At 70.3% G+C, this 19,713-nt stretch carries 17 protein-coding genes and 4 pseudogenes; 13 read left to right on the top strand and 8 right to left on the bottom strand.

What is annotated here, in order from left to right:
* Window positions 1–501 precede the first annotated feature (501 nt).
* The gene (locus tag BSB02_RS33360; protein ID WP_143591486.1) at window positions 502–1,224 is read left to right on the top strand and encodes a hypothetical protein; all 723 of its coding nucleotides are present in this window, start codon (window positions 502–504) and stop codon (window positions 1,222–1,224) included.
* A 24-nt stretch (window positions 1,225–1,248) separates the two neighbouring features.
* On the opposite strand, the gene BSB02_RS33355 is transcribed toward BSB02_RS33360, so the two are convergent.
* Together BSB02_RS33355 and BSB02_RS33350 are read right to left on the bottom strand one after the other, a co-directional pair.
* Window positions 1,249–1,476 carry a hypothetical protein gene (locus tag BSB02_RS33355; protein ID WP_084964972.1) on the bottom strand — a complete coding sequence of 76 codons (228 nt, stop codon included), beginning with the start codon at window positions 1,474–1,476 and terminating at the stop codon, window positions 1,249–1,251.
* A 12-nt stretch (window positions 1,477–1,488) separates the two neighbouring features.
* A complete protein-coding gene (locus BSB02_RS33350; RefSeq protein WP_084964971.1) occupies window positions 1,489–1,878 on the bottom strand; it encodes a winged helix-turn-helix transcriptional regulator in 390 nt (129 codons plus the stop codon).
* Window positions 1,879–1,942: 64 nt separating this feature from the next.
* On the opposite strand from BSB02_RS33350, the gene BSB02_RS33345 reads away from it, so the two are divergent.
* The gene (locus BSB02_RS33345; protein WP_084964970.1) at window positions 1,943–2,647 is read left to right on the top strand and encodes a DsbA family oxidoreductase; all 705 of its coding nucleotides are present in this window, start codon (window positions 1,943–1,945) and stop codon (window positions 2,645–2,647) included.
* A 90-nt stretch (window positions 2,648–2,737) separates the two neighbouring features.
* On the opposite strand, the gene BSB02_RS33340 is transcribed toward BSB02_RS33345, so the two are convergent.
* The gene (locus BSB02_RS33340) at window positions 2,738–3,541 is read right to left on the bottom strand and encodes an aminotransferase class IV family protein (RefSeq protein ID WP_084964969.1); all 804 of its coding nucleotides are present in this window, start codon (window positions 3,539–3,541) and stop codon (window positions 2,738–2,740) included.
* A 123-nt stretch (window positions 3,542–3,664) separates the two neighbouring features.
* Between BSB02_RS33340 and BSB02_RS33335 the strand changes: the two genes are divergently transcribed.
* Window positions 3,665–4,009, top strand: coding sequence for a MerR family transcriptional regulator (locus BSB02_RS33335; RefSeq protein WP_084964968.1), 345 nt, complete (start codon window positions 3,665–3,667; stop codon window positions 4,007–4,009).
* A gap of 928 nt (window positions 4,010–4,937) precedes the next feature.
* Here the strand turns inward: BSB02_RS33335 and BSB02_RS33320 are convergent.
* The gene (locus tag BSB02_RS33320) at window positions 4,938–5,537 is read right to left on the bottom strand and encodes a DUF2867 domain-containing protein (protein WP_084964966.1); all 600 of its coding nucleotides are present in this window, start codon (window positions 5,535–5,537) and stop codon (window positions 4,938–4,940) included.
* Entirely contained in the window at window positions 5,534–7,465 is a 1,932-nt protein-coding gene (locus BSB02_RS33315) for a fumarylacetoacetate hydrolase family protein (protein WP_084964965.1), read from the bottom strand. The genes BSB02_RS33320 and BSB02_RS33315 overlap by 4 nt, the downstream gene beginning before the upstream one ends.
* An 81-nt stretch (window positions 7,466–7,546) precedes the next feature.
* Between BSB02_RS33315 and BSB02_RS33310 the strand changes: the two genes are divergently transcribed.
* Window positions 7,547–7,990, top strand: a complete 444-nt coding sequence (locus BSB02_RS33310) for a TetR/AcrR family transcriptional regulator (protein ID WP_084964964.1) — start codon at window positions 7,547–7,549, stop codon at window positions 7,988–7,990.
* A 354-nt stretch (window positions 7,991–8,344) separates the two neighbouring features.
* Here BSB02_RS33310 and BSB02_RS40135 read toward each other — a convergent pair whose 3' ends face one another.
* Both BSB02_RS40135 and BSB02_RS42635 read right to left on the bottom strand, forming a co-directional pair.
* Window positions 8,345–8,605 (bottom strand): hypothetical protein, encoded by a 261-nt coding sequence (locus tag BSB02_RS40135; RefSeq protein WP_143591484.1) that lies wholly within the window; start codon window positions 8,603–8,605, stop codon window positions 8,345–8,347.
* Between the two features lie 277 nt (window positions 8,606–8,882).
* A pseudogene (locus BSB02_RS42635) lies at window positions 8,883–9,137 on the bottom strand (hypothetical protein); the annotation flags it as partial.
* Between the two features lie 47 nt (window positions 9,138–9,184).
* Between BSB02_RS42635 and BSB02_RS43205 the strand changes: the two are divergent.
* Together BSB02_RS43205 and BSB02_RS43730 are read left to right on the top strand one after the other, a co-directional pair.
* Window positions 9,185–9,316 (top strand): hypothetical protein, encoded by a 132-nt coding sequence (locus BSB02_RS43205; protein ID WP_276206381.1) that lies wholly within the window; start codon window positions 9,185–9,187, stop codon window positions 9,314–9,316.
* A gap of 460 nt (window positions 9,317–9,776) precedes the next feature.
* Window positions 9,777–10,520, top strand: coding sequence for a helix-turn-helix domain-containing protein (locus tag BSB02_RS43730; protein ID WP_084964962.1), 744 nt, complete (start codon window positions 9,777–9,779; stop codon window positions 10,518–10,520).
* Here the strand turns inward: BSB02_RS43730 and BSB02_RS33295 are convergent.
* On the bottom strand, window positions 10,426–13,101 hold the full coding sequence (locus BSB02_RS33295) for an ATP-binding protein (protein ID WP_240506881.1): 2,676 nt from the start codon (window positions 13,099–13,101) through the stop codon (window positions 10,426–10,428). The two genes, BSB02_RS43730 and BSB02_RS33295, sit on opposite strands and share 95 nt — an antisense overlap.
* 127 nt (window positions 13,102–13,228) lie before the next feature.
* Between BSB02_RS33295 and BSB02_RS33290 the strand changes: the two genes are divergently transcribed.
* The 7 genes and pseudogenes from BSB02_RS33290 to BSB02_RS42630 all read left to right on the top strand — a co-directional run.
* Window positions 13,229–14,317: an alkene reductase gene (locus BSB02_RS33290; RefSeq protein ID WP_084964961.1), complete on the top strand. Its 1,089-nt coding sequence runs from the start codon at window positions 13,229–13,231 to the stop codon at window positions 14,315–14,317.
* Entirely contained in the window at window positions 14,314–15,540 is a 1,227-nt protein-coding gene (locus BSB02_RS33285) for an MFS transporter (RefSeq protein WP_240506880.1), read from the top strand. The genes BSB02_RS33290 and BSB02_RS33285 overlap by 4 nt, the downstream gene beginning before the upstream one ends.
* Window positions 15,537–15,731, top strand: a pseudogene (locus BSB02_RS43725) (hypothetical protein); the annotation flags it as partial. The gene BSB02_RS33285 and the pseudogene BSB02_RS43725, both read left to right, overlap by 4 nt.
* Before the next feature lie 115 nt (window positions 15,732–15,846).
* Window positions 15,847–15,954 (top strand): annotated as a pseudogene (locus BSB02_RS43720) (IS481 family transposase); the annotation flags it as partial.
* A gap of 658 nt (window positions 15,955–16,612) precedes the next feature.
* Window positions 16,613–17,695: a saccharopine dehydrogenase family protein gene (locus tag BSB02_RS33270; RefSeq protein WP_143591482.1), complete on the top strand. Its 1,083-nt coding sequence runs from the start codon at window positions 16,613–16,615 to the stop codon at window positions 17,693–17,695.
* A gap of 38 nt (window positions 17,696–17,733) precedes the next feature.
* Window positions 17,734–18,324 (top strand): TetR/AcrR family transcriptional regulator, encoded by a 591-nt coding sequence (locus BSB02_RS33265; RefSeq protein WP_240506878.1) that lies wholly within the window; start codon window positions 17,734–17,736, stop codon window positions 18,322–18,324.
* Window positions 18,325–18,541: 217 nt separating this feature from the next.
* Window positions 18,542–18,912: pseudogene (locus BSB02_RS42630) on the top strand (hypothetical protein); the annotation flags it as partial.
* Window positions 18,913–19,713: the final 801 nt, after the last annotated feature.

Genomic DNA, 19,713 nt, shown 5'->3' with positions numbered 1-19,713 from the left:
ACGGGTTGTGGCCAAGCACCCGCGAGGGCTACGCCGATCAACCGGACCGGGACCGAGTAGTAGGCCATGCGGACACAGATCTGTGAGCGGCGGTCAACTCGCGGGTGCAGGACCAGCCCGGCCTCGAAGGGCTCGTCCGGCAACGGCCGCAGCAGCGGCCGCTCGGCGAGCGAGTTGACCACAGGCATCGGCACCAGACGGTTGCGGCGAAAGCGCCCGACCTCTTGCTCCACGCCGCCCAGGCCGGGCTGGCAGTAGAACGGTTCCAGCCCATAATGCGAGCGGAAGGCCAGCCGGCGCGGGTTCTCCACCCGGCCACGGGAGAATCCGATCACCCGGGAGACCGCCGAGGTCAGGTTGTCGTAGCGAACGTTGCCCCTCGGCACCCCTCTGATACGCGGGTCTCGTTGTCAACCGGTTCTCGCCTTCGGGTGCCTCTGGTGATCGACGACGTGATGGCAGCGCTTAGGCTGGCTTCGGATCTTGGGATGGGGGTCGGTGATGGCGACGGAGCTTGCTGAGCGTCTAGAGCTGTTCGAACCGCTGCTCGATGACTTGGCGGCCGTGTTCTGCCCAGGCGTGAGCTGGCCTGCTGAGACTTCCGCTGATCCCGTCTTCGATGCCTATCGCCGTTGCGAGGCCAAGCGATTCAAGATCGGCGAGGCCTGCGCGAACGATCGTGAGGCTGTGCGGGGGCACGCCGACCAGATCATGCATGCCATTGCCCATGACCACTGTCCCAGCGGCAACCGCCAGTTGATCGAGCCGCTCGTGCGGAGTGTCGGCGCGCGGCAGGTCATGGAGCGCATCCTTGACTACCTCGAAACCGGCTCGGCTGCCGAGAAGCTGGGAGCGGCGATGGCCTGGTACTGGGCAGTGCCGTCCATGCAGTACGCGACGATGGACGAGCTCCGTGCCGACCTGGATGGTCAGGGTCCCGGTGAGGACGCGATCCGGGTTTCCCTCAGCCCGCTGGCACCCACTCCAGCGGATGGCAACGCGGAAACCATGGCCCTCCGCCGTGACCTGGAGCCTCGTTTCCGGATCGGCTGTCTGCGAGCGTTCATCGCCTCTGACAGGCCAGGAGAGCGCCTATATCTCTCCTATCAGTTTTCGCTCGACCTCTCCGATTATCCGCCCGAGTTGCAGGCCGAGGTAGAAACGGCTGCGCGGATCGCCGCGGCTGATCCGGAGCGGTACCGGCACGGAGACCCGTCCCGCTGATCAGGTCGGATGGTGGCGTCCGGATCAGCCAGCCTGCCCATCCAGGCGCGTGAGCAGGCCATCGAAGATCTGTTCTCGGGCGACCTGGCCCTTGGCGGCCGCGTCATCGCGCTGCCTTTCGAGGGTGGGCCTGAACTCGATGGCGCTGACGAAGAAGGTGCAGGACTCGCAGATCAACTCGAAATGGCAGTCCATCTCAACGGGCCGCGCGCAGCTTCCCGCACGGCTGCGCCGATGCTCAGAAGTGATCATCGCCCGGTGGCTTCACGTGTGTGAGCCCGTTGCCGTGTGCGAGCCGGACTGATCGTGGCGGCGCTGCGCCGCGACGATGTCCGGGGTTCGCCGGGCGATCCACTGAACCAGCTCGCACAGCGGACCTATGAGCTCCGAACCGAGCGGCGTGAGCTCGTAGCACACCTTCGGCGGCCGTGAGTGCTCCACGTTCCGCTCGATCAGTCCGTCCCGGTGCAGCACCCGCAGGGTCTGCGCCAGCATCTTCTCGCTTACTCCGCCGATCCGGTCACGGAGCTGGGAGAAACGCAGGGGCCCGTCTTTGAGCGCGGCCACGATGAGCAGCCCCCAGCGACCGGTGATGTGATCGAGCACCTCGCGCCCGGGGCAGTCAGAGGTGAAGACGTCGGTGACCGGATCCATGCGGAGAGCTTACCTCAAGGTAGGTACTTACGAAAAGTAATCCCTTATGCCTACGCTGAATCCCATGAACACCACCATGACCGTCGACATCTGGTCCGACCTGCTCTGCCCCTGGTGCTACATCGGCAAGCGCAGGTTCGAGCGGGCGTTGTCTGCCTTCGCCCACCGCGAGGCCGTGCTCGTGCGCTGGCGCAGTTTTGAACTCGACCCTGGCCTCGGCTCCGAACCGCACCTGACCCTGCCCGAGCGCCATCTCCGCGACGTCGGCGGGACGCCCGCCCAGGCGGCGCAACGCCTGGCGGCGGTGGCCGACCTCGCCGCCGCCGAGGGCCTGGACTACCGCCTCGACCGGGCGCTTCCGGTCAACAGCTTCGACGCTCACCGCCTGGCTCACTACGGCGAGCACGCCGGCAAAGGTGAGGCCGTGCGTGAGCGGCTGCTGCGCGCGTACACCAGTGAGGGCGCGGTGCTCTCCGACCTGGAGACCCTGGTACGGCTGGGCGTCGAGGCCGGGCTCGACGCCGATGCCACCCGCCGGGTCTTGACCGGTTCGGATTTCGCGGACGCGGTACGCGCCGACGAGATCGAAGCGGCCAGGCTCGGCGTCCACGGCGTTCCCACGTTCGTCTTCGCCGGCCGATACGCCGTCTCGGGCGCACAACCGGCGGAGGTCTTCACCGAACTGCTCACCCAAGCCTGGGAGGAGACCATGCCCCGTCCGGGTGCGACGCCGGGCGATTCCGCCTGCAGCGTCGAGCGCGGCTGCTGACCTCGAGCCAGAGCAAGGGCCGGCAGCTCGCCCGCGGCGTCCGCGGCGGCGTCTTCACCACCGTCTGGCGATTGCGACCGGCCCTGGGCCCTACGGCGCGGAGAGCGGTTCGGCCTGGTAGGCGCGGTGCAGTACCTGCACGAAAGACGGCGCTTCGGGCAAGGGCACCGAACCGATCCGATGCACCGCCACGCCGGGCGTCCATGAGTTCATGACCACAGCCCCGGCCAGCGCCGGCAGGTCGGCGAGCGTGATCTCCTGGCTGCGCTGGGGCACGCCGAGGCGATCCAGTTGCCGGCGGACGATGGCCATCGTGATGCCGCCCAGCATCCCGGCCTCGGGCCACACCACCGCGTCGCCGTCCCAGAAGGCCAGATTCCAGATCGTGCCCTCGCTGAGCCGGCCCTGGCGGTCGACGAAGGCGGCGTCGTCGAAACCTTGGGCGACGGCCTGACGGAGGAAGTACGTCTTGGCCACCTCTCCGACGTGCTTCACGGCCGGGAGGACCCGTTCGTGCTCGACCACCGCCAGCGCGAGCGGTCCTTGCGGGCCGGACGCGGCCGGTCCGGTGCGTACCAGCAGCTCGGGCTCAACGTCGGCCCCGGCCGCGGTGAACTCGCCCGCCGGGGAGTACACGATGGCCGTCAGCGAGAGGTCAGCCGGGCCGGCCTGGAGTGCCGCCCGCAGGCAGGCCCGTACCCGATCGTCGGGCAACGCCCGGCCGAACAGCTCACCGGAGGCGGACCGCAACCGCTCCAGGTGGAGGTCGAGACCGCGTACCCGGCCTCCACGCACCTGCATGGCTGTGAAGTGGGCATAGCCCGCGAAGGCGAGTGGCTCCAGTTCCTCGGCGCTCGCCGCGCGGCCGTTACGGTGAACAACGAAAGTGGACACGCGTCACTCCATCGGGACGAAATAGAAGGGGATCACGGACAACCCGGGCCGGAATGTCCGCTCATGAGGCGACGTTAAGGCCTCACACCGATGGAAAGGTCAACCTCACGTGAGGCAGGTCGCATGCTGATCGGGGAGTTGTCCCGGCGTACCGGGGTGAGCCCGAGGTTGCTGCGCTATTACGAGGCGCAGGGGTTGCTTGAGGTCAAGCGTGGCCCGAACGGCTACCGCCACTACGACGAAGACGCTGTGGTCACCGTACGGCAGGTGCGTGCCCTGCTGAAGGCGGGCCTGTCCACTGAGGTGATCCGTGCTGTTCTGCCGTGTGCGCGGGGTGAGCGCCCGGAATTCGACTGGTGCGCGGAGCTGTGGGACATCCTGAACGGGGAACTTGCGGCCATGGACGAGCGCATCGACGACCTCCAACGCATGCGCAGCACCCTCGCCGGCTACCTGGCGAAGACCTGAGTGCCCACCTGGGGAAGGCTGGTTGAGTTGAACAGTTGGCTTTGGGAGCTGGCCCACATTCCGTGACCGAAACGAGCCCGCCGACCATCCGGCGTAAGCGACGATGACCCGCGTGCCGTGGTGATCATGTTCTGGATGTGCTGTCGCCGGACGGGCCGGGGCTCGGGTGGCCCGGCTGTTGAGGATGACGGCCAGCCGTTCTACCCTGCTCCGGCTGGTCATGGCCGTGCCAGACGCCATCAACGAGGTACCGCGCGGGTACTCGGCGTGGACGACTTCGCCCTCAGGCGCGGGCATCGGTACGGCACGATCCTCATCGACTGTGAACGCGGTGTACCGCTGGAAGGACGCGACGCCGGCCAACTCCACCGCGAGATCACCGAGCGTGGCTCCGACGGTTGCTATGGGATCGTCAGCGACTACGTCGCGGCGCACAGGCTCACACCCCCGCCGCTCGCCCCAGCCGCGTTCCTCTCCTCGGGCCTGCAACGGATGAAGGCCCATCAGCACCGCGTGACCAGCCTCGGCGAGTTGACGGCTCGCCTTGCGAGCCGTGTTCGTCTCCGGACGATGGGGAGGGGCACTCCACAGAGTGCGAGAAGGGCGCCTTCGGTCCCGGGCGCAGCGAGCGCGGCGTCTTCGTGAAGCGGACCCACCCCTGGCGCGCCAGGCCAGGCAGCGCGATCCTGACCTGCTCCATCGTCCAGCCGACCGCCTGGGCACCGCCGCCTGCTCCGGCTCCAGGCCGATCCCAGGGGGTACGGCCACCCCGCGGCCGGCGAGGTGCCAGGTCAGGCAGCCCAGCAGGACCAGCGGCACGGCGAAGCTTCCCGGGCCGGCCCAGAAGGTGCGCTTGTTCTGCACAGACGCCGCCGACTGGACCACGCCCCCGTCCGAGAGCGACAGCGGGACAGCCGCTTTCCTGAGCTCACGACGACGGCCCCCCGTGATCGCGGTTGCGCCAGGCCCGCTCCCACTGCCTGGTCAGAGCCGGGTAGACGACGAGGTAGCGGAACGGTGCGATAGCAGCCATGTAGAGCCGCCCGAACCATCCGTTGGGTTTGACCAGGACGGCCATGCGCAGCTCGTGGTCGCCGTTCGCGCCTTGCGCCCAGCCGAGGTGCATCACGGTGTGCACGGTCTTGTTAGCCAGTTCGCGGGCCGCCTCTGTGTCGAGCTCGTAGACGCCCTTGAGGGGCATGCTCGCGTTGTCGGGGCCGCGGGGAGCGGCAAGGAGGTCGGCGGGGAGGCGGTCGCGGAGCGAGGCGACCCGCCGTCCGACGCCAGCCGACGGGGCGTCCCAGCCGAACAGCGCGCCGAGCCTCCAGCGAACGGCGAATAGAAACCTCGCCGGCCATGGCTGCTGGGTGAGCCGTCCGCCGGACCGGATCGCCGCGAGCATCGCCGCGAAGTCGCCTGGCCCGGCCCCGGGCGTACGGAACGACCACACGTCCTCGACCGCGAAGTCACCCGTGAACTCGTGGATGCGCCACGGGACGGAGGTGTGCGCGGTCTTGGGCAGCCTCATGAGAGACCCCTTCCGGCCATCATCGCCAGCAGCGTCATCTGGTCCAGGTCGGGAGTGGCCACGGGGTCGAGCTCGCGGTAGCGGCGGTGCAGGTTGACCACGATCCGCTCGGCGTCCAGCCAGGTGGCGTACTCGTCGAGGTCGACCTCCTCGACCGCCTCGTCGAAGGACAGGCCGCGGGCGTGGGCGGCGTCGGCCTGCTCGACCACGTGGCTGAGGTAGCCACGTACCGCGCGGATCCCGTCGGGGTCGGTGACCGGACCGTGGCCGGGGACGATCGTGCCGGCTCCGGTGGCGATCATCTTGTCGCAGGCGGCGATCCAGTTGGCGATCGGGCCGCTCCACACGATCGGCGTGCAGCCGACGAACAACAGGTCGCCCGCGAACAGCACGTCCGCGTCCGGCACGTGCACGACTGAGTCGGCGCCGGTGTGGGCGGGGCCGAGGTTCATCACGCGCACTTCGCGGCCGCCGACCTCCAGGCTCAGCTCCCTGTCGTAGGTCAGGTCGGGCAGCCGCAGCCGGATGCCGCTGAAGTCGAAGGCGCCGAAGCGTTCGCGGAAGTAGGGGGTGGCCGGGCCGATGTCGACGACCTGGGTGGCGGCGAGCATCTCCGGGGCCATCTCGTGCCGCATCTCGGCGCAGGTGGCCTCCGCTGCGACGATCCGGACGTGCTCGCCCAGTAGCTGGTTGCCATGGGTATGGTCGCCGTTGGAGTGGGTGATGACCGCGTGGGTGAGCGGGTGCCGATCGGTGATCTCACGCATCGCGTGGAGCATCTCGGCTGTCAGCGGCAGGTCGAACAGGGTGTCGACCAGGAGGGAGGCACCCTCGCCCGCGACCAGTCCCGCGTTGCTCCAGCCGTATCCGCCGTCGGGGAGCAGCCAGGCCCACACCCCCACGCCGACCTCGTGCAGCCCGCGGGTGTAGGGGTACCTCGACGGCGCGCGGTTGACGCGCGGGCGAGGGGGCTTCCGATCGGGATTGTGCCGGGGTTTCAAGGGGTACGGCGCGGCGGACGCGCGGACGGTCTGCCGAGTATGACCCAGCCCCTCGACCGTCAGTTCGACGACATCGCCGTCCCGCAACCAGCCGGGGAAGGCGGCCGGATCGGCGAGCGACAGATGCTCGATGAGGCAGCAGCCGGGCACCGTACCCGAGCCGAACACGTCGCCGGGCAGCAGGTCCACGCCGCGCGAAGCGTAGGAGATCACCTCGCCGAAGGTCCAGTCCATGGCGTCGACGCGGCCCGAGCCGATGGTCTTGCCGTTGACCTTCGCCTCGACGTGCAGGGCGAGCCTGCCGTCGCGGCGGTAGGGCGCCAGCTCGTCAGGGGTGACCAGGTAGGGGCCGAGCGTGGTGGCCGCGTCCTTGCCCTTGGCCTGGCCGATCGCCAGCGGCGACTCGCGCAGCTGAAGATCGCGCGCCGACCAGTCGTTGTAGATGGTGTAGCCGATGATGTGCTCCTCGGCCTGCTCCGGAGTGAGGTCGCGGCCACCCGGGCCGATGACCGCGGCGATCTCCAGTTCGAAGTCGAACCAGGCGCTGCCCGGCGAGATCGTCACGTCGTCGTACGGCCCGGCGATCGTCGAGGGGCAGGCGAAGTAGAAGGCCGGGATCTCGTACCAGGTGTCCTTGAGCGTGCGCGGCTGGCCGGCGGCCTGCTGGCAGTTGCGTATGTGGTCGAGGAAGCAGAGGCAGTCGCGGACGGAGGGAGGACGCGGGATCGGCGCGCGCAGCCTGGCCCCGGCCAGCGGCACCGTCTGCTCCGCTGACGCCAAGGCCGCCTCTCCGGTGGCCAGCAGCTGCTCCGCGCCCCGGCTGATGAGCTCGACCAGGCTGACGCCCGGAGCGACGGGGTGGATCCGGTCCCCGCCGATCACCCCGACGCGGTCTCCCGCGTCCGTCGCGTAGGTCACCCAGCGCATGAAGAACCTCCTGGAATCTATGTTTGTCAACATAGGCTATATCAATCAGCATACGCTCTGCTTTTCGGCATACCTGGTTGGATGGCCGGCATGGCCACGCGACGGATCGAGAGGACCCAGGAGAGCCGGCGGCTGCTGGTGGCGGCTGCCGCCGACCTGTTCGCCGAGCAGGGATACCGGCAGACGAGCTTCGTCGACATCGCCGAGAGGGTCGGCATCAGCCGCGGTTCCATCCCCTGGCATTTCGGCAACAAGCTGGGTCTGTTGGAGGCGGTGATCGACGACCGGCTGCAAGCCGTGTTGGCCCGTTTTGCCCCGTCCGCGAGGGAGCGGGACGGAGATCCGCTTGAGCAGGTGATGGACTTCATCCGCCTGCCCGCCACGCGCCTGTTCATCACGTTGCTCGCCGAGGCCGTGGAGGTCGGCTCGCCGATCCGCGAGCGCTACGCGCGGCTGCAGCTCGGCCGTCTTCGCCTCACAGAAGACAGCCGAGAACCGAGAAACCGCAGTTCAGACGGGGTATGAGGTGGTAGGGCGCCCGGGGCTCGAACCCGGAACCTACGGATTAAAAGTCGCGAGCCATTATGTCAGACCGTTCCCCAGCGTGTTCTATTGTATCACCCCGTTTGATTTTGTCGCTTTCGGAATGTCCAAGAATGCCGCCCCGTGTTCGCGTGTACCGATGACCGAAGAGCATGTGGCGAGCACGTGAACGCCGGGTTCGATGGTAACCCGGCACCCTGATGACAGGTCTTTGACTGTTCGTTCGTCCCGGCCTGGGGCATTTGGCGTCGCCGACGATTTGGTTCTCGTGTTGAGCGCGGAGACAATATCGGTACAGGAGTGGATTAAATGTCAGCGCGTCGCCCGATTCCGTCATCAGCGCGTGACCGGAAGATCGGGCGACAGCGCCATGGCTCGCACGCATCCCGCGCCCAGGGCGCCTCCGCTCGCGATCATCTTTCGAGCGATGACACCCGCAGCTTCGCCGACTCGCCCGCCCTCCCTGTCGAGCGTCGAGAGACTGACGGCGGTGGCGACAAGTTCTGTCAGCAGCTCACCGTAGTTCTCTCGCGTTGCCATGGTGTGGCCGTGGAGACGAATCCACCGGCGCACAGCACGGGCCGCGAGATTGCGCACGAGGCCATCGAGATAGCCGTGAACCTCGATTCAGAACTCACCTACAGGCCGCTGTCCGTTGAGACCGGCACAATCAGTCCCCGGGCGCGCAGGGGGCACTTCACGCTGGAGGAACACGAGCAGGCGCTGCAGGGATCAGCCCCGCGTGCGCGGGGATGGTCTCAAGGGGATTCCCAACGCCCTCACCTCCCTAGGGTGCTCTCTGCGCTCGCGGGATGGCCCCCGTTCGAGCGGCACATCGACCACTGGACCTAGGGCCTGTACGGAGTTCGGATCTTCAGGCGGGTTGGAGGCTTCGGATCCACACGATGGCTCCGCGTAGATGGAGGCCTGCCAGGTGGCTTTCGGGAGTCTTGTCGAAGCGGAAGGCCGGCCCGCGCCACTGTTTGATCCGGTTGATGCAGCGTTCTGCGGTGTTGCGGTTCTGCGGTGTTGCGGTGTTGCGGTTCTGCGGTTCTGCGGTGTTGCGCTGCTTGTAGAGATCGGGATCGTGGCCGATGGGGCGGCCACCGGCCGAGCCGCGCCGCAGGCGTCACCGCCGGCGTCCCTCTCGCGCCTCATCGGCGCCTCATCGGCGCCGTGGCCGCGGTCGCCGTGGAGGGCACCGCGATCGACCCGAAGCTTCTGCAGCAGGCGGCGATCATGTTCGCACGGCGCATCGAACAGGTCCAAGGCGGCAAGCCCCCTACCGCCTCCTTGTCTGGAAGCTGATCACTGCGGGCCTCGAGGACGTACGTCAGAGCGTCAACCGCTGGATACGGACAGCGGAGAGCACGATGCCGTCGCCGACTTCGATCGCGCCCTGTAAATCCGCCGGACCACTTCGCCCTGAACCAACACGATCACGGCCGCCGGATGGCGGGGACGACCACACTGCAGCCCGGATGGCTTTCCTTCACTGGAGCGGCCGGCACCACCGAGCCGCACGCCCACGCCGCGGTGCAGATCCTGATCGTCGCCGAGGGCGTGGCGGAGCTGGCCGACGCCCACCACGCCCGCCGCCCGGTGCAGGCCGCGATCATTCCCACCCGAGCCCAGCACGCCGTGTATGCCTCCCCAGATGCACGGGCCACCATGCTCTACCTCGACCCGGCCAGCGGCGGGCCGCCATCTGGCGATCCACCTGAGCCCGTTCCCACGACGACCAGGCGGGGCATGACCGGGTGGAGCAGTGGGTGGCCGCCGCGCAAGCCATGCTGTCACCCGCCGCCCTGGCCGCGGCGGGCACACCGTCTGGCCAGCTGCGGCGGTGCTTGGCGCCTGGACCACACCCATCCCCGTACGGCACACAGCGCTGCAGGAGGCGCTGGCCTTGCTGCCGCAGCTGCTTGACGGCCCAGCCCGGCTCACCGACCCGGCGGCCACGGTTGGTCTGTCGGCCAGCCGCCTGGGCCACCTGTTCGCTGGCGAGCTGGCCCTACCCTTCCCTGCCTTCATGCGCTGGAATCGGCTGCGTCGCGCCATGGAGCCGGCGCGCGACGGCACCAGCCTCACCCAGGCCGCGCACGGCGCCGGCTTCGCCGACAGCTCCCACCTGAACCGCACCTGCCACGAGATGCTCGGCCTGGCCCCCTCCCACCTGCTCAGCGCCCTGCACCCCACGCCTGGCAGCCGAACCGGCCTGGCCAGTCGAGTCCAAAGCGCTTCGGCAGATCAGCGGATCTGTCCAAGCCCGCCCTGCTGCCCCGCCGTCAGCCTGGACATATCTCTGGACAGAGCGATCAAGACCATGCGCGACACCGGCCGGGGCATGCCGGCACAAGGACAAGGACACCTCACGCGGCGGCCTGGCCGTCAACGTCATCGAGTGCTGACGCCGGTCAGGTCAGCGCCAGACGGGACAGCTCGCGGCGAGAGCGGATGCCGAGCTTGCGGAAGGCGCGGTAGAGGTGGTGCTCGACGGTGCGCGGGCTGAGGAAGAGCTGGGCGGCGATCTCCCTGCTGGTGCCGCCGCCCGCCGCCAGCCGGACGACCTGGAGCTCCTGGGAGGTGAGCCGGTCCAGTGGGTTCCCGGCCGCGGGCTCGGCCGGGACGAGGGACTCACCAGTCGCCTTCAGCTCGGCCCGCGCGCGTTCCAGCCAGGGCGCTGCGCGGAGCCGTTGGAAGGTCTTCAGGGCGGACCGCAGTGGCGCCCGGGCGTCGCTGCGGCGCCGGGCGCGTCGCAGCCACTCACCGTAGAGCAGTTCGGTGCGGGCCTGCTCGAACGGCCTGCTGGCGTCCTCGTGCGCCCGCAGGGCACGCAGGTAGTCGTCCTCGTCGTGGGTCAGGAGGGCCCGGGCGCGCGCGCTGAGTGCGTGCGCCCACGGCTGGCCGCCCGCCCGCGCCCACGCCTCGAGCCGGCGCAGCGGCTCCTCCGCCCGGGCCGGCTCGCCCAGCCGCACGGCCGCCTCCACCTGGTCGGCGCCCGCCGCCACCAGCCCTGAGGCGTGCCGCAGCGGCCCCCGGGTGGCCGCCTCCAGCCGCTCCAATGCCGCCTCGTAACGTCCAAGCCCGAGATCGAGCAGGCTGAGGGCCACGAGGCCGGCCATGCCGCCGGTATCCGGCTCGTCACCCGCCAGCCGGACGCAGCGCTCCTCGTCCCCTTCGATGGCGGCCACCTTGGCCAGCACGGAGTTCAGCCGTGCCACTCGCTGCTCCAGCCCGGTGTCGCGGACGATCCGCACGGCCTCCGCCACGGATCCCTCGGCGTCGCTGTGCCGCCCCGTCTGCACCTGCACGCCGGCCAGGTCCTGCAGTACCTGCGGCAGCGCGCCGACCAGGCCGTGCCGGCGGCAGCGCGCCACCTGGGCCTCGGCCAGCTCGGCGGCGGCCACGTCGTCGCCGAGGATCATGGCGCAGAAGGCGCCCCACATCATGGTGATGTCGTCCTCCTGGGCCGCCGTGCCGTGCCGGAGGTCCGGCACGGCCCTGGGCGTACGGGCCACGAACTCCGCCAGCAGCGGCAGCCCGCGCGCGTAGTCCTCCTCCACGAGGTGGGCCATCCCCAGCACCATCGGGTCGGGCCGACCCATGGCGCGCAACCGCTCGGCCGCGTCCCGGATCGCCTCCCGGTCCCCGCTGAACCACCCGTACCCGGCGCTGGTGCGCAGCATCGTTACGGCCGAGTCCGGATCCGCGTGCGCAGACCGCTCGACCAGTATCCGGGCCGCCAGCCGCCGGTCGCCCAGCTCGAACTCCACGGCCGCCTGCACCGGCGCAAGCCTGGCGAGCGACTTGGGGTCGTCCACCAGCTGCTCGGCCTGCTCTGCGAGCTCCGCCGCCTTCGCGGCGTGCCCCGCCGACAGCGCCAGCGAGGCCGCCTCGCCCAGCCGGGCGGCCCGGACGCCCGGGTCGGGGGTGAGGTTCGCCGCCTGCTCGTACAGCCCGGCCGCGGCGGCGTACGCGGCACGGTTCCGCTCCCGCTCTGCGACGCGGGCGATCTGCGCGGCGACGTCCTCGTCAGCCGAGGTGGTGGCGACGGCCAGATGCCGGGCTCGGCAGCCCTCGTCGGTGGCCGCGTCAGCCAGGGCTTGGTGAACGGCGACCCGCCGCGCCAGCGGCGCGCCATGGTAGGCGGCGGTGCCGATGAGGGGGTGGGGGAAGACAACGGCGTTCGTGGTGACCTCGACCAGCCCGGCCTTCTCGGCCTCCTCCAGATCCTCCAGCCCGACCCCCAGCGCGGTGGCGGCGCCCAGCAGCGTCGGCAGGTGGCCTCGCGCCTCGGCGGCGGCCGTGAGCATCATCAGGCGGGTCTTCTCGGGGAGCTCCGCGATCCGGGAGCGGAAGGAGGCGAGTACGCGGTCCGGCACCGGCATGGGCCCGGCCGTGGCGAGGTGGTGGCGCCGCCCCGCGGCGAACTCGATCAAGGCCAGCGGATTGCCCGCGGACTCCTCGATCACTCGTTCCCGGGAGGCGGGGGTGAGCCCCCGGTCCTCCAGCAGCAGCGCCGAATCCTCCGGTGACAGCCTCGACGGCCGCAGCTCCGGCAGGCCTGTTGCAGGGAAGCCCTCCTCCCTCGTGGCGAACAGCATCGCCACCCCTTCGGCGGCCAGCCGGCGCGCGGCGAACAGCAGCGCGTCGGCGCTCGCCTGGTCCAGCCACTGGGCGTCGTCCACCAGGCAGAGCAGCGGGCCGTCGTCGGCCACCTCCGCCAGCAGGGTGAGCACGGCCAGCCCCGACAGGAACCTGTCGCGCCCGCCCGGCGCCCCCGAGTCGAGCACCGCGCGCAGCGTCTGGGCTTGCGCCTCGGGCAGCGAGGCTAGCCGCTCCTGCACCGGCCAGAGGAGCTGGACCAGCCCTGCGAACGCCAGGTCGGCCTCCGCCTCGATGCCGGTGACCCGCAGCGTGCGCAGCGCCGCGCCGGCCGCGTACTCGGCGGCCCACGCCAGCAGCGCCGACTTGCCGATCCCCGGCTCGCCGCGCAGGACTAGGCCGCCGCTCCGGCCGGCGCGCGCCGCGTCCACCAGAGCGCGGATCGCCGCCTGCTCGCTCGCCCTGCCGTACAGCACCCAGCGCACCCCACTCCGTAGTTACGTACGCCCAACGCCCGTACGTAAGTCCCGAAACGTTACCGATTCGCCGCGTAATCCCCGGTTCATACGGTCGTGCCAGCCTCAACACTCGCTGTCTCACAGGGAGACCGACATGAAGGAGTTCTTCGAACCCGTGACCGTGGGCGAGCTGACCCTGCGCAACCGCCTCGTCATGGCGCCGATGACCCGTAGCCGGGCCCGGAGGGGGGGACTGGTCGGCGAGCTGACGGCCGAATACTACGGCCAGCGCTCCGGCGCGGGGCTGATCATCGCCGAGGGCACCCAGCCGTGCGTGCTCGGACAGGGCTACATCGACACCCCCGGCCTCCACTCGCCGGAACAGGCCGCGGCCTGGCGCCTCGTCACCGGCGAGGTGCATCGGCGCGGTGGCCGTATCTTCGTCCAGCTCATGCACGCCGGGCGGATCGGTCACCCCATCCTCTATCCCGGCGGCGAGCTGCCCATCGCGCCGTCGGCCATCCCCTCGGGCGAGCAGCTCTATACCCCCGACGGCATGCTGGACCATCCCACGCCACGCGAGATGACCATGGCGGACATCGCTCGCGCCGTCGAGGACTTCGTGGCCGCGGCCCGGTATGCGATCGACGCTGACTTCGACGGGGTCGAGCTGCACGGCGCGAGCGGATACCTGATCCACCAGTTCCTGTCGGACAATACCAACCGACGCACCGATGCCTACGGCGGCTCGGTGGACAGGCGCATCAGGTTCGCCGTGGAGGTGGCTCAGGCGGTCGCCGACGCGATTGGACCTGCCCGCACCGGGATCCGGATCTCGCCCAGGATCGCCTACAACGGCATCGACGAGAGCGACTCGGAGATCCTCTACACCGAGCTGGCCCGCGCGCTTGCCCCGCTCGGCTTGGCATACCTGCATGTCTCGGAGAACGACACGCGGGACATCACCAAGCTGCTGCGCGCCGAGTGGCCGGGCACGCTGATCCTCAACCCGCACCCGCGGGGCGGCGACGACCCGGCGACCGTCGAGGAAGGGCTCGAGGCACTGCGCTCGGGTCTCGCCGACGCGATCGCGTACGGGCGGCTGTGGCTGGCCAACCCCGACCTGCCCGCCCGGATCGCGGCAGGCGGTCCGTACACCGAGGCCGACCCGGCCACCTTCTACGGCGGCGATCACCGCGGCTACACCGACTACCCGGCACTGACGGAGGGAGACGCCCGATGACCGGCGGCTCGACCATGGCTCAAACCTGTGCCGGTGGGCCGGCCCGGCCGGGCGGACCCGGCGGGCAGGTCCCGGCGGCGTGGCTGGCGGTGCTGGCAGGGCCGCTGTCGTTCGGGATAGCCGGGCCCACGCTCGTCCTGCCGGACGCCGCTCGCGACCTCGGCCTCACGACGGCGGCCGTGACGTGGATCGTCACCGCGTTCGGGTGGGCCATCGCGGTCGGCACACCCCTGATGGCGGGCCTGCAGAGCCGCCGCGGAGCTCGTACGGCGCTGGTCACCGGTGCCGCGCTGGCGCTGCTGGGCGCGCTCCTCGCGCTGGCCGCGCCGGCGCTGCCGGGGCTCGTGGCGGCAAGCGCCCTGCAAGGGCTCGGCACGGCCGGGCTCACCACGACAGCCATGAGCCTCACCGGCTCGGCCCGCGCGATGGGACTGGTCACGGCCTCTCTTGCGACGGTCGGCTCCGTCTCGCCGCTGGTCGGCGATGTGGTGGCAGGCCTGCTGGGGTGGCGGGCCGCGCTGGCCCTGCCCGTGCTGAGCGTGCTCGCCGTGCCCGCGACGCTACGCCGGCGGCCGGTCACCCCGCTGTCGGCCGCCCGCTTCGATCTGCCCGGGGCGGTGCTGCTGACGGCGCTGGTCACCGCGCTGGTGTTCGTGCCGCACGCCTGGCAGGCCGCCGGAGCCGTCGCGGTGGCCGTCGGGATCGTGTTCGCGCTGTGGCTGCGGTCCAAGCCGGACGGGATCGTGCCGGCCGCGGTGGTGCGGGCTCCGGTGTTCCTGGTCTCGGCGGGCACGGCGTTCGCGCTGGCGGTGCTCAACTTCGGGATGTTGTACGCCCTGCCGCCGCTGCTCGCCGAGCGCACGGGCTGGACCGGCGGGCAGGTCGGCGTGGCCATCACGTGGCCGCTGCTGTTCGGCGGGCTCTCGTCCTACCTGGTGATCGCGGTGACCGCCAGGACGCCGTTCCGCGTCCTCGCCGGGCTTTTCCCGGTCCTGGCGGGGGCGGGGGTCGTGCTGGCCAGCCTGGGCCAGGCCGCTGCCACGCTGCTCGTCGCGCAGGCGCTCACCTCGATCGCCGCCGCCTCGGGGCAGGGGGCGCTCGCCACGCGCGCCGCAGCCGCGGTGCCGGACGGCCAACGGCCCGCGGCGATGGGCCTGTTCAACCTCGCCTACCTCCTGGGCGCCGCTTTCGGCCCCGCCATCGCCACCATGGTGGTGGGCTGACCCCGGAGCGCCCTGCAGGGCGGGCGAGTGAGCAGGGCGTCATAGTCGCTGAGCGGGCGCTGTTCGACCTCGGTGTCGATCGGCGCCGCCACGGCCTGCAGCCAGGTGGCGCGCATGTCGCCGCCGAGCTGGGTATCTCCCGCCCGTGCGGGCACCGGTGCGTACGCCGCTTCCGGGAGCAGGGCTGGGACGGGCTGCACGATCGGCGCAGCGGGCCCCACACCTGCCCGCGTCGCACGTCGGCCGAGGTTGAGCAGCAGGTGCTGGCCGCCCGCGCCGAGCTGCGGGCCGGACCCACCGGCTCGCGGCCGCGGCATCAGCTACGACTACCTGCACACCGCCATCGACGACCACTCCCGGCTGGCCTACGCCGAGGTCCTGGCCGATGAGAAAGGCACCACCTGCGCCGGCTTCCTGAGGGGAAGTGGAAGGAGCCGATCCGCCCCCCAAGGTCCATGAGTAGGTTGCGGGCCTGCTGGACCGTCCAGGCCCCAGTCGGGTTCGCGAGTCAGGCCCAGGATGTGTACGCGCCGAGTGGCCACCTCCATCACGAACAGCACGTACGAGCGCTTCAAGCGAAGATCGCCCCGACCGGTACGGCGGCGCCGCCGACGAACAGGTGTCCGCCCGCGGTGACGAGGAGGCACACCACCGCGAAAACGGTGGCTTGCGCCAGGCGCAGAGCCGGTTCCCTGGGGACACAACCGCCATCATGACGGCGGCAATTCTCCCCGAAAGCCACCCCTATCCAGCTCCTCAGGCACGAACGCCGAGCAGTACGTCGATCATCAGGAGAGCGGCCGGCGAGATCCCATCAGGGGCGAGAACCAGCCGACGACCATGCCAAGCCGATCGCTCACCCCCGGGGGCGGTGGACGCCAGGATGGCCGGGCTCCGTGCGCGGGGAGGGGTCATGGCTTCTCACAGCCGCGGGTCGATGTGGATCTTGGGGCTCGGATCGGCGTCGGCCGGAGGATGACAGGTCAGGACATGGGCGTCTCCGCCGGCCTGACCGTGGCGGTCACCAGCGAGCGCTGTCAGCCCTTTAGGTCACATGACCTATAATGTGGTCATGAGCGATGTCCTACGGCTGGACGAGACGGGACCGGTGCTGCTGGTCGGGGGCTACGGCACCGTGGGAGCCGAGCTGTCGGCGATGGCGGCCCAGCGCTGGCCGCTGTTGTTGACCGGTCGTTCCCCCGTACGGGGCGCCGCCCTGGCCGAGCGGCTGGGGGCCGAGGTGCGACGCTGGGATCTGGCCGACCCAGCGGGGTTCTCGGCCTCGGTGCGGGCCGTGGTCAGCGTGGTGAACGATCCCGAGGACCGGGTGCTGCGCGCCGCGCTCGCCGCAGGTGTGCCGTATGTGGACATCACCCGCTGGACGGGGCGGCTACAACGAGCCGCAACCGTGGCGGCCATGGCGCGGCCCAGCGCACCGGTGCTGTTGTCGTCAGGCTGGATGGGCGGGGTGACCAATCTGGTGGCCGCAGCGTTGGCCGCCGAACTGGGCGGGGCCGACCGGGTGGAGGTGGCGATCCGCTGGGACCTGGCCGACCAGGCCGGGGCCGACTCAGTGGAGTTCATGGACCGCCTCGGCCTGGACTACGAGGTGGTCGAGAACGGTCGGCGGCGGCTGGTCATGCCGCTCAGCGACACCCGCAGCGTCCGGATCGGCGAAACGCCGACCTGCGTGGCCCGCATCGACACCCCCGAGCAGTTCACCCTGCCGCTCACCCTCGGCGCCGACACCGCCATCACCCGGATCGGGTTCAGCTCGACCGCCAGCACGCTGGCGCTGCTGGCTGTCAAGCGCACCGGCTTGTTCCGCTGGGGGCGCGGGGATCGCTTCGCCACGCTGCGCCGAACCCTGCTGTACTCGCCCGGCGATGGCGGCACCGCACAGGTACGGGTCGATGTCACCCGCGGCGACCGAACCACGGCGGTGACCATCACCGACACTCGCGGTCAGGCCCATCTCACCGCGGTCGGCGCGCTGGCGGGACTACGGCGCGTGCTGGGTGCCGACGGCGCCCCGGCCCCCCAGGGTGTGGTCTTTCCCGAGATGACCCCCCGGCCCGCGCAGGTACTCGATTTCCTACGGGACATGGGCGTGGCGCTGCTTCGTCACTCCGACACCACGGCCACGGCGGCATGATGGCCAGGCAGCCGACCTCGAAGGAGCACAGACCACCGTTGACTCCCAAGGGGGACGACCGGCGCCACGCTCTGCTGGACGTGGCCGAGCGCATCCTGATCGACCAGGGCAACGCGCGACTGTCGATGCGGGCGGTCGCCGCCGCCGCCGGGGTGCAACTGGGACACCTGCAGTACTACTTCCCCACCCGCGCCGATCTGATTCACGCGGTCCTGACCCGGGCCCTCCAACGCTCCCTTGAGCGGCTCGCCAGAGTCACCCACGCCCCGGCCGACGCCCCCCTGGAAGGCGATCCGACCAAGCTGGTCATGGCGTTGCTGACCGAGCACGCCGACCAGCGGCTGACCCGCCTGTTCACCGAGATCTGGGCGCTGGCCGCCCGCGACGACGCCATCGCCGCGGTCACCCGCGCCTTCTACCGCGACTACATCGACCACGTCGCCTCGATCATCCACCGCACTGTCCCCGGCCAGTCCGAACATCTCTACCGCGCCCGGGCGGAGACCCTCGTCATGCTGATCGAGGGCGCGGCCCTGTTCCGCGCCGGCATCACAGGCGTTCGCTCGGAAGCCACCGACACCCACCTGGCGAAGACCGCCCTCCACCTCCTGGGAGCAGACCCCCGGTAAGCGGGGCCACGATACTTCTCCAAGAAGTTCTCATCGTCCCCACCGGCAAGCGCAGGGCCGGAACCCCGGCGACCGCCTGAGGGCGAACCGGAAGTCGCGACTGTGGGAGCCGGCCCCCGCGAACGGTGGACGTCGGGTGAGGTGCCGCACGCCCGGATCACCGCGCAGGCGTTCCGGAAACAGCCAAATCCGCGAGGCTGGCAACGTGACCGCCATCCTGCCCGCCGGCCGCCCGCGCACCCGCCCCGGCCCGGTGACCGCCGACACGGCGTCCTCCTCCCGCGGCAACCGCGCCTGCCTGCGCCTGCCTGCGCCGCCGCCGCATCAAGGCCGTCATCCCGGACAAGGCCGACCAGGCGGCCCACCGCACCAAGCGCGGCTCGGCCGGTGGCCGCCCCATCGGCCACGATCCCGATCTCTACAAGCAGCGCAACACCGCAGAACCGCAACACCGCACAACGCTGCATCAACCGGATCAAACAGTGGCGCGGGCCGGGCTTCCGCTTCGACAAGACTCCCGAAAGCCACCTGGCAGGCCTCCATCTACGCGGAGCCATCGTGTGGATCCGAAGCCTCCAACCCGCCTGAAGATCTGAAGTCCGTACAGGCCCTAGTGTCATAGCAGATCGGGTTTGCCCGGTTTTGCGGCGGCTTTTGCGCGGCGCGCCGACCGAGGTGGCCGGTGCGGGTGCGATCAACCGGGCTCCCGTTCCACCTTGAGTGCCGAACGAGCCGTACCACAGGCAGCGCAACTCGCTGATCCGGACGGTCTGCTCCTTGTCGTGCAGTGGCAGCCGGTGAATCTTCCACGAGCGGGTAGCGGCCAGTTCGGCGACTTGTCCCAGGCTGTCCCCCCTGGCCCGGGGCCGGCCGCGCCTCTTGACGACGCCGGCGGGTGCGGCGGCAGCTCGTCCAGGACGGCGTTGCGCGGGATGCGGCACGTCCACGACACGCCTGTGGGCAGCTCGCGCAGGGGTGTGCCGGGATAGGCGACATCACCCAGATTGACACCGCGAGGGGCCGCTGTATTTGGCGACGGTTGTCGATTGTTACGGCACGGCGGCGATTGGCTGGTCGGTCGGTACACGTCTCGCCTGTTTGGTCGGGTGTCCGTGAAGTTCGGGCCCTCAGCAAGTCGTCGGCCGGCTCATTGGCCACGGTGCGGTGGCCGGTCCTGCAGCTTGTGCTCGATCGCCCGGCTGGACAGGCCTGCGCCGAATTATGGCGCGACACTGGCCCATAGGCGGCGCTACCGCGTAGTCCTGGTCGTACATGAGCCGGCCTGCAACGCGACCGTGTCCGTCGACGGTCCAGTACGCGCCTACCAACTGCAGGTCGAAATCTTCTTAGAGCCTGCTGACAAAGGCTTAAGTCCTGGTGGGGATGGGC

Source organism: Thermoactinospora rubra, assembly GCF_002093975.1.
Classification (GTDB): domain Bacteria; phylum Actinomycetota; class Actinomycetes; order Streptosporangiales; family Streptosporangiaceae; genus Nonomuraea; species Nonomuraea rubra_A.
Note: the sequence above shows the minus strand (reverse complement) of the source record. Positions and strands in the feature narration are given on the sequence as shown.

What these genes read in the sequence shown, in the direction of transcription:
- BSB02_RS33310 (WP_084964964.1), top strand. Translation starts at nt 7,547, where the DNA reads ATGGCCGGCATGGCCACGCGACGGATCGAGAGGACCCAGGAGAGCCGG.
- BSB02_RS33285 (WP_240506880.1), top strand. Translation starts at nt 14,314, where the DNA reads ATGACCGGCGGCTCGACCATGGCTCAAACCTGTGCCGGTGGGCCGGCC.
- BSB02_RS33270 (WP_143591482.1), top strand. Translation starts at nt 16,613, where the DNA reads ATGAGCGATGTCCTACGGCTGGACGAGACGGGACCGGTGCTGCTGGTC.
- BSB02_RS33315 (WP_084964965.1), bottom strand. Translation starts at nt 7,465, where the DNA reads ATGCGCTGGGTGACCTACGCGACGGACGCGGGAGACCGCGTCGGGGTG.
- BSB02_RS33335 (WP_084964968.1), top strand. Translation starts at nt 3,665, where the DNA reads ATGCTGATCGGGGAGTTGTCCCGGCGTACCGGGGTGAGCCCGAGGTTG.
- BSB02_RS33320 (WP_084964966.1), bottom strand. Translation starts at nt 5,537, where the DNA reads ATGAGGCTGCCCAAGACCGCGCACACCTCCGTCCCGTGGCGCATCCAC.
- BSB02_RS33360 (WP_143591486.1), top strand. Translation starts at nt 502, where the DNA reads ATGGCGACGGAGCTTGCTGAGCGTCTAGAGCTGTTCGAACCGCTGCTC.
- BSB02_RS33350 (WP_084964971.1), bottom strand. Translation starts at nt 1,878, where the DNA reads ATGGATCCGGTCACCGACGTCTTCACCTCTGACTGCCCCGGGCGCGAG.
- BSB02_RS33345 (WP_084964970.1), top strand. Translation starts at nt 1,943, where the DNA reads ATGAACACCACCATGACCGTCGACATCTGGTCCGACCTGCTCTGCCCC.
- BSB02_RS33290 (WP_084964961.1), top strand. Translation starts at nt 13,229, where the DNA reads ATGAAGGAGTTCTTCGAACCCGTGACCGTGGGCGAGCTGACCCTGCGC.
- BSB02_RS33355 (WP_084964972.1), bottom strand. Translation starts at nt 1,476, where the DNA reads ATGATCACTTCTGAGCATCGGCGCAGCCGTGCGGGAAGCTGCGCGCGG.